Source organism: Sphingopyxis terrae subsp. terrae NBRC 15098 (genome assembly GCF_001598815.1).
GTDB classification, from domain to species: Bacteria; Pseudomonadota; Alphaproteobacteria; order Sphingomonadales; family Sphingomonadaceae; genus Sphingopyxis; species Sphingopyxis terrae.
The window spans coordinates 19,073-32,124 of the sequence record NZ_BCZQ01000018.1 but is presented as its reverse complement, the minus strand read 5'-3'; the positions used below and the strand labels follow the sequence as shown (position 1 = coordinate 32,124).

The following is a 13,052-nucleotide window of genomic DNA, read 5'->3' as shown; positions in this document are numbered from 1 at the left end:
TACCACCAACGGAAATATAATTGCGCCTTCTCTAACCTTGGGCAACAAGGCCCCTCATTCAACAGGAGAATATGATGCGCCTCGCCGTTGCCCTGATGCTGCTGCCCGTCGTCCCGCTCGCCGCCAACGCCCCGGCATTTGCCCAAACCGCGTCACAGACCCAAGCGCAGGATGCCGCGCTACTGCAATTTCTCGATCAGGCTTTCGACGCGCGCTTGGCGCTCAGCCCGGAATCGCAAACGCAGCTTGGGCTGAAAACGAGCTACGACCGGCTCGATGACTATAGCGATGCGGCGGCGTTGCGGGAGCAGGCGCTCGCTGAAACGCAGCTCAAGGCCATGCACGCCCGCTTCAAGCCCGACCAGCTCGGTGAAAGCGCGCGGGTGAGCTATCGACTGTTCGAATATGAAGTCGAGCGCGGCCGCGAATCGTTTCGCTTCCGCAAACTGCGTTTTCCCGTGTCGACCAATGGTAGCCCCGCCGGCGACATCCCCGTTCTGCTGATCAACAATCACAAAATCGACAGCGTGGCAGACGCCGAAGCCTATATTGCACGTCTGCGCGATACCGACCGCGTCATGCGCGAAGTCGCGGCGCGAATGCGCGACCAGGCGGCGGCGGGGATCATCCCCAACAAGGTCAATTTCGCTCCCGCCCGCGCTGATGCGCTCAAAATCCTTGCCGGTGCCCCGTTCGACGGCGGCGGCGATTCGACGCTCATGGCCGACTTCCGCAAAAAGGTCAGCGCGCTCGATGCGCCGGAGGCGACGAAGGAAAAGCTGCTCGCGGATGCCAGCGCGGCCCTCACCGGCCCCTTCAAACATGGCTATGAGACATTGATCGCCGCGATCGACGAGATCGAACCCAAATCGACAGGCAATTTCGGTGCCTGGCACCTTCCTGACGGCGCGGCCTATTATGCGGACCGCCTCAAGAGTTCGACGACGACAAATCTTACCGCGGACGAGATTCACGCGCTTGGCCTCGCACAAGTCGCGGCTATTCACAAAGAGATGGAAGCCGTGATGCGCGAGGTCGGCTTCAAAGGAACGCTCGCCGAATTTTTCGACAGCATCCGCACCGACCCCAAGTTCAAATATCCGAATACCGATGCGGGCCGCGAAACCTATCTGGCCGATGCGCGCGCCGTCATCGCCTCGGTAATGGAGGCTGCCCCGCGCTATTTCCGGGTCCTGCCCAAGGCGCCGCTCGAAGTGCGGGCGGTCGAAAAATGGCGTGAGGGCACGGCGTCGACGGCCTTCTACAACCCGCCGTCGGCGGACGGGACGCGGCCGGGCATCTATTATGTCAATCTTGTCGACATGAACCAGACGCAGAAGGTGCAAGTCGCCGGGATTGCCGCACATGAAGGGGCGCCCGGCCATCATTTCCAGATCGCGCGCCAGCAGGAACTGACCGGCATACCGAAATTCCGGAAATTCGGCGGCTATGGCGCCTATATGGAAGGCTGGGGCCTCTATTCGGAGCGGCTTGCAGACGAGATGGGCGTTTACAAGACGCCTTATGACCGCTTCGGCATGTTGTCGCTTCAGGTGTGGCGCGCGATCCGGCTGGTTCTGGACACCGGCATCCATTCGAAGCGCTGGACGCGCGAACAGGCCATCGCCTATTTCAAGGCCAACAGCTCGGTATCGGACACCGACATTGCGCGCGAAGTCGATCGCTATTTCAACTGGCCGGGCCAGGCGACGAGCTACATGGTCGGCCAGCTCAAGATCGCCGAACTCCGCAAACGCGCCGAAACCGAACTCGGCCCGCGTTTCGACATTCGCGACTTTCACGAGGCCGTTCTGAGCGAAGGCGCGCTGCCGCTCGACATCCTGGAAGAACAGGTCGAGCGCTACATCGCCGCGCACAAGCAATAGTCGCACCTCTCCCACGCGCCTCGCCTCACCGCGGCGCGCGGGGAACAGCGCCGGCGCCCGCGAACGACCATCAATGGCACGCAAGGAACCTTGCGCGCGCTCCCGCATATCGAAGACGCATGTTTTCGATATCCTCCCCGACCGTTCGCGCTTGCGAGCGAACCGCGTGAACCGCCCCGCCCTGCCGCACCTGTCGCGCAAAGCGCGCATGGCCCTTGTCGTCGCCGCAGGCGTGGTTCTTCTTGCCGCTGTGCTGCTCGCGACCTTTCCGGTGGGAATGCTGCGCGGGACGGCCGAGGCGCGCCTGAGCGAAAAATTCGGCGCGCCCGTTCATATCGGGGCGCTGGAGAGAAGGGATGTTTTCTCTTTCTCGCCCGAGATAGAAGCTCGCAGCGTCCGCGTCGGACAGCCCGCCTGGGCGGGACACGGCGACATGGCGACGATAGGGCGCCTGCGCATCCGCCTGCCGATCCTGAAGCTTTTGACCGGCACGATTGCGCCGCGCTCGATCGATATCGACGGCCTGTCGCTGGCGCTGATCCGCGATGCCGACGGACGGACAAATTGGGGTGGCCGTCGGCCCGGCGGTTCGGACAGTTCGCCGCCGCCTGCCATCGGCACCGTTCGGATAAATGATGGCCGCTTCACGCTCAAGGATGCCAAGCGCCACCTCGACATCGCCGGAACGATCGAAGCCAAGGACGCCAAGGGCCTCGCGATTGCCGCCGAAGGGCAATTCAACGGCGCCGCCGCGAAGCTTGGCGCGGCGGCGCGTTGGATCCAAGACGCCAATGGCCGCTGGCCCTTTTCCGCCGAATTGACGTCAGACCTGCTCCGGCTACGCGCCTCGGGCACGATGGCCGCCCCCCTGGACACCGGGCATATGACCATGCGGATGGCGGCGCGCGGTACCAGCCTCAAGCAACTCGACTATATCATCGAGGCGGGGCTGTTCGGCACCCAGGCGATCGACCTTGTCGGCACGGTGCGCCGCGACGGGAGCGACTGGTTTATCGACAAGCTCGACGGGCGCATCGGTCGTTCGACGATTGCCGCCACCGCGAAGATACTGAAGCGTGACGGTCGCACCAGAATCGACGCCAGCATCGATGCGCCCCGGCTGGACTTCGACGATCTGGCCGACGACGCCGGACTTGCGGCCGCACGCGCGCAGGAAGCGCGCATCGGCCCGCGCATCTTTCCAGACACGCGGATCAATCTAGCGAAAATGGGGCCTACCGACGGCGTCATTCGCATCACGATCCATCAACTGCTCGTAAAGGGAGGGTCGGTGTTCAAAAGCCTTAAGGGTCAGCTGTCGCTCGACCACCGGATACTGACGCTCGACAAGGCCGTCGCACAGCTCGGGCGCGGCACCATGACCGGCCGGGTCAGGGTCGATTCGCGCAGCAAGATTCCCCTTTTGACCACCGAATTGCGTGTCGAGGGAGCCAGCTTCGACGATTTCATCGGCCAGCCCGACATGATCCGCGGTCCCGTGCGCGGGCTGGTTCGGATTTCGGGACGCGGCGACACCGTCCGCCAGGCCTTCGCTTCAGGAAACGGGAAGATCGCCTTCGTCGCGAGCGGCGGCGCGATGAACCGCGCAGCCGCTTATGTCATGGCGCAGGACCTTGGCGGAGCGATCGGGCAGAAACTGGGGGACGACGAGGCCATGACGCCGATCCGGTGCGCGATCCTCGCCTTTGCGGCCAAGGACGGGCTGCTGACGCCCGCCCCGCTGGTCATCGACACCGCCATCGCCCGGGCGCGCGGGCGCGGCCAGATAAACCTCGATGGTGAGCGCATCGCGCTGGCCATGAATGGCGCGGGAAGCGAGAAGCCCGATCTCAAGCTCGTCGATCCGGTGAAGGTCGAGGGAACGCTGTCGCAGCCCACCATCGATTTCGCGCCACCCGGAAAGAAATCGGGCGGCGGGGTGTTCGGGGCGGTGACACGGTCGATCGGCGCGGCGCTCGGTCTGCGCAAGGATCCGCAGCGCGATGCGCCGCTTCCCAAGCCGGGAACGGTCAACTGCCGCGCGCTCGCCGCCGAAGCGCTGCGCTAGGGGCCTGACCCCACGTTCGGAACGCAACCCCGCGCCGTGCCGAAACGGCGAAGGGGCCGGAGCATTTTGACCCTGCTCCGGCCCCAGCCGCATGTTGCCTTTGATCGGGGTAGAATGATCAGAAGGCGATCCGTGCGGTCACGCGTGCGCCATGGGTGTTGCGATCGCCGGCCAGTGTACCGCTATAGGCGGCGCCGATCCGGAAATTGCCCGCGCTATAATCGAAGCCCGCTTCGATCTCGGCCGAATTCTTCGGGATCGGCGTGCCGATCAGGGCGAAGCTGCCGCCCCCGGTGGTGAAGGCCGCGGCCACCGGCGCACCGCGGTCGCCGGAAGCCCGGTTCCACGCGGCGGACACATAGGGCTGGAAGCCCTCACCGATGTTGAACCGTACGCGGCCGCCCAGGCTGACGAAGGTCGTTTCCTGCTTTGCCGCCGCGATCGAAAGCGCCGCATTGCCGCCGGCTTCGGCAAAGGCGTCGCTCTTGGTGCGGACATGGGCAAGACGGAAGAAGGGCGTCAGTGCAAGGTTGCTCGTCCGCACGTCATAACCAAGTTCGCCGAAGAGCTGCATCGTGTCCGCATCGCGCTTCGACGTCAGCGTCTGCGCCAGCGTCGCGACGCTGATCGAACGGCTGGTGTCGATATCATGCCAGCCATACGCAAGGCCGGCGGCGGCGCGAACGCCCTCGCCCGTGCCATAGCTGACATGTGCGGCCAGATATTTGCTGTCGGCCTGTGCATGGTCGTTGCGGCCGCCGAGGCGGAAATCGCTGTCGCCGATCCCTGCCGAGATTGCCGCCGCGAAGCCGTTGCCGCCATAGCCGATGCCGGTGACGAAGCCCTTGTGGTCGGTATCCATGCCAAAGCGTCCTCCCTTGGCATCGAAGTCGCCCCAGCCGCCAAAGGCCGAACCCCAGAGGAAGAGGCCGGCCTCGGCCGGACCCGACATGCTGTACAACGCGTTGCGCAGGTGCCGGCTATCGTCGGTCAGCCCGCTGAGCGTGCTGGCAAGAATTTCGCCTGAGAGATCACCGAAAGCGGCCTGCGCGCCGGTCGCATTCTGGTTGACCACCGCTTCGAACAGCGGATCGTCGATGCCGCGCGACTGGACCGCCGCGGCAACGCTCGCCTGGTTGAACCCGATCGCCACGTCGGCGAAATCGACGTCGTTGCGATACAGCGACAGCGTCACCGAATTGGCGCCGTAACGCAGCAGCGGATCAAGGAAGGCCAGGTCGCTGGTCACCGAACCGAAGGTGCCGTCGATCCCGCCCGCACCCGTCAGGATCACATAGTCGGTGCGGCCGTTATAGTCGCCGTCCTCCGCCAGCACCGCCACGCTCGCATCGCTGTCGATGGTGACGAGGCCCGTCGCATCGACGCGGTCACCCGCACCCGCGGCATTGACCTCCACCTCATAGACCGAACCGGCCGCGAAATCGAGATCGCCGTTGACGGTGAGGCGCCCGATCGAGTTGCCCGGCGTCAACTTGCCGTCGCCATTGATCGTCGTCGTGCCGACGCTGCCGTTGCCGCCCAGCGCGCCGCCGGCATTGACGGTGACGTCGGAGACGATCGAACCGTTGACGGCAAGCTTGCCGCCATCGACGGTCGTCGGGCCGGTATAGTCGCTGTCGCCCGACAGGTTGAGCGTACCGTCACCCGATTTGACGAAGCCGCCGCTTCCCGAAATGGTGCCGGCAAATTCGCTATTGTCGTCCTGATCGACGGTCAGTTGATTGTCGCCGAGCACGACTTGGGCGCCGCTCTCGCCAGCAAGGCCACCGATCGTCTGGTCCTTTCCGGTGATGTCGAGCGACCCGCCTTCACCCAGATTGAAGTCGGTACCGGGGTCGATCGTCCCGCCGATCCGCACGGCGCCCCCAAAGATGTTGGTCACGCCCTGGAAGCCATAGTCACCCATGAAGGTCAGCGTGCCGTCACCCAGCTTGTCGAGCGTGCCGCTACCCGAAAAGGCACCGAGGAAGTCGTAATCGTCCGAACGGTTGAAAACGAAACGCCCGTCGTTGACGATGTCGCCCGCGAAGCTGCCTTCGGTGCCGCCCGCGCCGAGTTCGAAATAGCCGTCGCCCTCGGTCTTCACATCGCCCTGAAGCAGGCCGGTTAGGACAAGGCCGCCGTCCGACACGATCGTCCCGCCGGTGTGCGCCACCGTATCGGTATCGACGGTGAATACCGCATCGCCGATCAACTGCAGCTTGCCGCTGCCGCTGATCGTCAGTTCGTCAAGGTTCGAGACGGTCTCATCGTCGCCGAAGTTGAGCACGAGCAAGCCGTTGGTCGTCACCGCCGGGGTCAGGATGGGCGATTCCGCGCCGTCTTCGCCAACCACTTCATTGACCTGCAACGCAGCATCTTCGTCGATCACGACGTTGCCGAATTCGCCGACCATGCCGCTGGTCGACCAATAGCCCGCCGCGACCGTCAGCGCTTCGAAACCCGATAACGAAGTCAGCTGCTGCGCCTCGGTCAGTGCAAGGACATCGCCATCGAGTACCAGGCTGTCTTCGCCCGCCCCGGCGTCGATCAGGCCATCGACGGCGCTCCCGGTCTTCAGCGTCACCACATCGTCATACGCATCGAGCTGGATTGCGACGCCATTTCCGCCGCTCAGCGTGCCCGCATTGGTGACGTTCGACTGGACATGGGCGATGATTGCCGCGCCATCGGCGCTGGTGATGGCCCCGCTGTTGATGAAATTGCCGAGCAGGCCGGGCGTGTCGGCAAGGTCGCTCTGAATGAGGACGCCGCCGGTGGTGCCGGCGATCGTGCCCGCATTGTCGACGGTGCCGCCGCCCGACAGGATGATACCGAACCGGTCGCCACCGATCGTTCCGCTCGCGCTGTTGACGACATTGGCCGCAAAGCTCTCGCCATCCTGTCCGTCATAGGCGTACATCGACACGCCATCGGCAAAGGAAGCCCCCGCACCGGTAATGGTACCGCTGTTGGTTACGGTGCCGCCGCCGATCAGGCGGACGCCATCGTTCGATTCGCCGCTGATGGTGCCGCTGTTCTCGACCGTGGTTCCGATCGCGATGCCGACCAGATCGCCGATATCGTCATCGAATTGATAGGCGGTGGTGATCCCTGCGCCCGCGCCCGAGATGGTGCCGCTGTTCGTCACGCTCGACGTTGCGGTCGTGATCGTGATCCCGGCGTCGGGCGCGGCGGCGAAGCCGTCGTAGCTGCCGTTGCCGCGGATCGTCCCGGCATTGTCCACCGTGAGCGTCCCGGTCGCAAAGGAATAGATGCCCGATGTTGCGCCCTCGATCGTTCCGCCTTCCAGATTGGTGACGGTGACGTCTGCACGCGACCCTTGCGAAACCGCGGCTCCGAAGTCACTCAGGATCGTACCGCTGTTTTCGAGCGTGGCGCTCGACATGTCGCTGCCAAAGCCGACGCCATAGCCGTCGCCGCCGCTGCCGCCCAGGTCGCCCGTGCCTTGGATCAGGCCGCTGTTGACGACGCTGGCGGTCAGCCCGCTGCGATCCTCGCCCGGTGCGCTGTTGAGCGCGGTGCCCTGGATGAACACGCCGCCAGCGACGCCGACGATCTCGCCGGCATTATCGACCGAACCGCCCCCCGACAGGATGATACCGAAGCGCTGCCCTGCGATCGAACCGCCGTCCTGATTGGTCACGCTGGCCGCATAATCCTCGTTCGCCTGATCGGTATAGGCGAACATCGAAATGCCGTCGGCAAAGGCTTCGGTGCGACCTTCGATCGTACCGCTGTTGGTCACACTGCCGCCGCCGATCAGGCGGACGCCATCGTCATTGTCGCCGATGATCGTACCGCTGTTGACGACCGCCGCGCCGACCGCAACGCCGCTATATTCGCCCGTGAAGGGATCCATATAGGGCGCGGTGGTAATGCCCAGACGATTGCCCGAAATGGTGCCGCTGTTGGTGATGGTCGCTACCCCGCCGGTAACGGTGATGCCCGCGTCGGGATAGAAATAGAGGTCGGTGCTGCTGCCGTTGCCCCGGAACGTGCCCGCGTTGACGATCTCTGCCGTACCATCGTCGATGCGGATGCCCGAAGCCGCGCCGGTGATCGTCGCGCCGTCCTGATTGTCGATCATCGTGTGGCCACCGGGCATATAGCTGACGTTGACGCCATCGTTGCCGCCGCCGGTGATCGTGCCGCTGTTCGTCAGCGTCGCGCTGGCCAGGCCATCGAAGGCGACGCCGAAGGCATCGGTGCCGGTGATCGAGCCACCGTTCGTCACGCTGCCCGCCACATCGGCAAGGCCGAGCGCATTCTGGACGACGACGCCGGTAATGCCACCGCTGATGCTGCCGTCATTCTCGACCGAACCGCCAGCCATCAGGTTGACGCCGAACCGCCCTCCCGACACTTCGCTCTCGGCTTCGTTGGCAACCGTCGCCGAAAAGTCTTCGGCATCCTGATCGGGAAGCATCGCGATATAGACGCCGTCGACGGTGCCGCTGATCGACCCGCTGTTGGCGACCGATCCGCCGCCCTGGAACCTGACGCCCGTGCCGTTTTGCGCCGTGATAGAGCCGCTGTTGGTCACGCTGGCGTTAACGGCCGTATTGACGAAAATGTTCGGCGCGGTCTGCAGCGCCGCGGTCGTGATCGCGTTGGTGCCGCCGACGATCCCGCCGCTGTTGACGATGACCGCATTCGCTGAGGCTATGTTGATGCCGACCTGGCCCTGGCTCTGGATCAGCCCGGCATTGTCGACGGTGAGCGTGCTCGTATTGGCCGCGATCGCATTGCCGCTCGCCACAATCTGTGCGTCTTCGCCATTGTTGACGATCAGGTCGCCGGTCGATTGACCGGTGATACCGATCCCCTGCCCGATGATCGCACCTTCATTGTTGATGGTTACCGTCTCCAGCGAACCGGTTGCGACCACACCGATGAACCCCTGGACGAGTCCGTCGTTGGTCAGTGTCGCGCTCCGTCCCTGCTGGTGGGGCGTGGCAGTCATAACAACGCCGATCGGCGTCTGCGCTGCCGGCGTCGCCGGATTGAACTGTCCAAAGGCACGGATCGTGCCTTGGTTCTCGATCGTGCCGCCGCCTTGCAAGACGGCGCCGATAGCCTGGCCTTCGATCAGCCCGTCTTCGCTGTTGACGATCGATCCGACGCCTTCAACCCCCTCGGCGATCCGGTCGGGAAATTCGGCGATCGCGACGCCGATGCCGTTGATCCCGCTGCCCGGCGCGCCATTGGCGCCGCGGATGGTGCCATCGTTGGTGACGCTGCCGCCGCCGACGAGCGATACGCCCGCTCCGCCTTCCCCGCTGATCAGACCGCTGTTGACGACGACCGTGTCGGCGGCGAGCGCCGCCGGCGGCAGATTGTCGCCATTTTCATCCTCGCTGAAGAAATAGGACGTGGCGATCCCGTTTGCCGCGCCGCTGATCGTCCCGCTGTTGGTGATCGACGCCCCCGGCTGAGCGATGACGATGCCACCGGCTGGCCGGCTGTCCAGCCCCGCCGGCGAAAAGCCGTCCCCGCGGATCGTCCCGGCATTGTCGACGATGACCGTGCCATTATCCGCGTAGATACCGATGTCGTTACCAACGATTTCCTCGTCCTCGCCGACATTGACCTCGACCGTCCCGGGTTGGTCCACATGCACGCCGAAAGCGGGGGTCTGTTCCTGCGCATGGGCGGCAGCGCCCAGTTGCAGGATCGAAATTCCGGCGATCGCGCTGGTCGTCAGCAGACGCGATTTGGCAATGGTCGACATGATGTGAAAACCCCTTCAGTTTCAAGCCCGAGCGGCAGGGTTTCCGAAAGGCGCCTCGCGCCCCGGATGACCTTGTCCGCAATGTCCGTCACGATCCCCTGTCCTTGGGAGCAACCGGCCACTCGGGGTCGCATCGAGTGGCCGGTTACCGGTGCCCGTTCCCGCGGGGCGGATTGCGTCGCAGCAATCGGCACCCGGCGAACGACCCCTTAGTCCCCGATTGGGTGCCGTAATTTAGCCGGCACCCTGGCGTCACCCCCCGCGCGGGGGGTGCCTATGCAAAAATCGGTGCAAGCAAACGCATCAGTGCCGCCTCCCCGTCGACACCGCACTTCTGATAGATTTGCTTGATCTGTCCGCGCAGCGTTTCAGCCGTCACGCCGCGTTCGTCGCTGATCTGTGCGCGGGTCTTTCCTTCGAACAGGCGCAGCGCAATGTCGGCCTCCGCCGGGCTGAGCCGGTAGAGCGTCGAGAGGAAGGGCGTAACGCCCGCGCGGTCGCGTCGGGGCGGGTTGACGACCAAAATCGCGTGCGGTCGCTTGCCCAGCGACCAGTCGCGCTCGGGAAGGCGAAAGCCCTCGATCATCAGCGACGGCGCCGCATCTCCGGTCGCCAGCATCGTGCGGCCATGCCGCGCACCCTCTTCGGCAATCAGCGCCTGGATCAAGGCACGGAGCGTATGGGGGGCGCCGCCGGCATCGATCGACGACCCGACCTGCCGGACCGTTCCCGCTTGCAGCAAGGCCTCCGCCGCCAGCGTATGCGCGAGCAAATTGCCCCGGGCATCGAGGATGAAGGCGGTCACCGAAATCGCGTCGAAAGCACCGGCAAGCAGTTGGGCCTGCTGGCCTTCGAGCTTTTCCTGCAAGCGCACCGCGCGGCGAGCTGCGGCGGCCGCTTGCGCAAATATACCGCGCTGATCGTCGGTGGTGCGGCGATCGCCGCGATTGCGGAGCGTCGCCAGCCCGACAATGCCGAAGTTGTCGATGACGAGATTGGTCTGGCAGCCGAAGGGAATGCCGATCTCTTCGCACCAGTCGACATAGTCGCGCGATTCGAGCGTCTCGACCGCGGCATCATAATGCGCTTCGTGCAGGATCGGATCATAATGGCCTTTGGCAACATGCTGGTTCGACACGGCGATGCGAAAATTCGTCGTCTCGCCGTACCAATCGTTGCTCTGCGCCTTCGCGATCATGTCGGGGCCGAAATTGGTAACGATATTGAAAGGCCGCTCGCGAGCGCCACCGACGCCGATCAACTGTCCGTGGCTGGATCCGGTATGCCTCGCCATGCGGTCGAGCGCCCCCAGCCAATTTGCGGGTTCCAGTGCTGCTTCAAGAAATATGTCGTCCCAATCCGGCGGGATACGCTGCCCCATGCCCTGCCCTCATCACCCCGAGTTGACCGCGCTGCGCGCAGCCCATGCTCAAAACCGACCCCTGCCTTATACGGATATCATTGCCCTGCGCGCCGACCGTCGAAGTCCGCCGTGGGGACGTCTACCTAAAAGCGCGGCGGCGGCGGCGTCCATCCCGGAATGTATGGTTCTTTCAAAAAATCACGCCTCGGCAAGTGCTTCGGCGACGATTTCGGGGTGCGAATAGGCGAGCATCTGGCCGGCATCGGCGATCCGCCTGACCGGCGTGTCGGGCAGTCGCGGTTGCCAATAGGCGATCGCGGCGTCGGGTGCGTGCAAGATATAATGGGCGCCCTGCACGATGCGCCACTGCGCCTTTCCGGGCAGCGGTTCGACGTCGAAACCGGTCGCCCAGGCGCGTTGTTCCTCGACATAGCCCCGAATCCGGCCGCGCGCGAAATCGCGCGTCGCGCGCAGATAATCCGCCACGAACTGCGGATCGCCTTCGGCCAGCGCGAGATCGGGCGGGCTGTCGCGATAGGAGCGGATCATGCCGTCGCGCATGCGCGTTGCGGTGGCGAAGCGGGCGAGCGTGCGGATCATCAGTTCGATCACCGCCGGGTTCGCCGCAAAGCGCCGCTTGACGATGCCGAGCGGCCCGCGGTCGTGCGGCGTGTGATCGATCGCCGGGGTCGGATTGACGAGGACGGCGCGCGCCACCAGATCGGGGTGACGGTGCGCGAGGCAGACCGCCGCCTGACCGCTCCCCCGCGCGACAAGATCGATATGCGCGATGCCCAGCGCCGCGCAGACCGCCGCGACATCGTCCGACGCGGGGCGATAGAGCGACGACCAGTCGGCCGCCGGGTCGGTACCCCCGAACCCCGGCCGGTCGATGGCCAATACGCGGAAGCCGCGCGCCGCCAGTACGCGCACCAGCCGCGTCGGCGGCGCGCGCGCGGTTATCGTGCTGTGCAGGATCAACACCGGCTTGCCTCCCGCCGGGCCATAATCGGAATAGGCGATCCTGCGCCCCCCATGGTCGATCGCAGCGGCGGGCAGCACATGGCCGTCGAGCATCGTTATCTCGGGCTCGGCATCGACCGAAGGATGCTCAAGCGCGGCGGAAACGATCCGGACGACCTCCGCCGCATTGCCGGTACCAAGGATCAGGTGGATATTCTTCATCTCGGCATCGATCACCGATTCCGAAAGGTGCAGCGATCCAGCGATTTCGGCGCGGCTCTTGCGGATCGCAACGGCACGGGCGATTGCAAACTGCCGATCACTGAGCCCGAACAGATCGTGCAACTGCGTGGCTCCGGCATGATGATCGCTGATCGCAAGAACCTGTCCGACGATCAGCGGGATCGTGTCCAGCCCCAGCTTGACCTTGATCTCCGCGAGCATGTTGCGCGCCGAAACATAGGAAATGCCCGCTGAAACCGCTGCGTCGCGCAGCGCCCCGGTATCGACGAGATTCCACAATAGTTCGGCCTGACGCGGCGAAAGCGCGAATATTCGGGCCACGTTGGCGCGCGACGCATTGTCGTAGGCGCCGATGCAGTCGGATGCCGGGTTCGAGATCAATCTAAGCGCCGCCCCTGAATCTTGTATCATCCCGACTGTCGCGATTTTCCTTTTGAAAACAAGATCAATTGCAATCGCACTTTGCCGGGCTCGCTTTGAACAGCTCGAACCGGGAGTCCTCACCTTCAAAACCGCGCACTCGCCCGGCCTCGGCCTGCTTCTTGCCGACGATCGCAACCTTCCTTCGTGGATCATCGAAGGCTGAGGAAGCCAAGGCTTCGCGGGCATCTCACCGGCCACGGCGAGCGGCTTCAACTTCCCGACTTACATGAAGCGCGGCACGCCACTTCCAAATAACCTACCGTCTGCACGGCCGCCGCCTCCGTCGCATCGCCGTCGACTTCCGTCGCTTTAGCCGGAAGGCTCGACGGGTGCGACCTATCACTTGCGGTG

The 13,052-nt window shown here is 64.5% G+C and carries 6 protein-coding genes; 3 read left to right on the top strand and 3 right to left on the bottom strand.

Annotated features, from left to right (window positions below; all coding sequences use genetic code 11):
• Positions 1 to 71: 71 nt before the first annotated feature.
• Positions 72 to 1,886: a DUF885 domain-containing protein gene (locus STE01S_RS11635; protein ID WP_062767819.1), complete on the top strand. Its 1,815-nt coding sequence runs from the start codon at positions 72 to 74 to the stop codon at positions 1,884 to 1,886.
• 166 nt (positions 1,887 to 2,052) lie between these two features.
• Positions 2,053 to 3,954: an AsmA family protein gene (locus tag STE01S_RS11630; protein WP_162928271.1), complete on the top strand. Its 1,902-nt coding sequence runs from the start codon at positions 2,053 to 2,055 to the stop codon at positions 3,952 to 3,954.
• Between the two features lie 118 nt (positions 3,955 to 4,072).
• Here the strand turns inward: STE01S_RS11630 and STE01S_RS11625 are convergent, their stop codons facing one another.
• The 3 genes from STE01S_RS11625 to STE01S_RS11615 all read right to left on the bottom strand — a co-directional run bounded on the left by STE01S_RS11625 (position 4,073) and on the right by STE01S_RS11615 (position 12,599).
• Complete coding sequence (locus STE01S_RS11625; RefSeq protein ID WP_062767815.1) at positions 4,073 to 9,709, bottom strand: autotransporter domain-containing protein; 5,637 nt, start codon at positions 9,707 to 9,709, stop codon at positions 4,073 to 4,075.
• A 274-nt stretch (positions 9,710 to 9,983) separates the two neighbouring features.
• Positions 9,984 to 11,090, bottom strand: a complete 1,107-nt coding sequence (locus STE01S_RS11620) for a helix-turn-helix transcriptional regulator (RefSeq protein WP_062767813.1) — start codon at positions 11,088 to 11,090, stop codon at positions 9,984 to 9,986.
• A 180-nt stretch (positions 11,091 to 11,270) separates the two neighbouring features.
• Positions 11,271 to 12,599 carry an alpha/beta fold hydrolase gene (locus tag STE01S_RS11615; protein WP_162928270.1) on the bottom strand — a complete coding sequence of 443 codons (1,329 nt, stop codon included), beginning with the start codon at positions 12,597 to 12,599 and terminating at the stop codon, positions 11,271 to 11,273.
• 31 nt (positions 12,600 to 12,630) lie between these two features.
• Here STE01S_RS11615 and STE01S_RS20410 point away from each other — a divergent pair, with 31 nt between their 5' ends.
• Positions 12,631 to 12,864, top strand: coding sequence for a hypothetical protein (locus tag STE01S_RS20410; RefSeq protein WP_062767809.1), 234 nt, complete (start codon positions 12,631 to 12,633; stop codon positions 12,862 to 12,864).
• Positions 12,865 to 13,052: the final 188 nt, after the last annotated feature.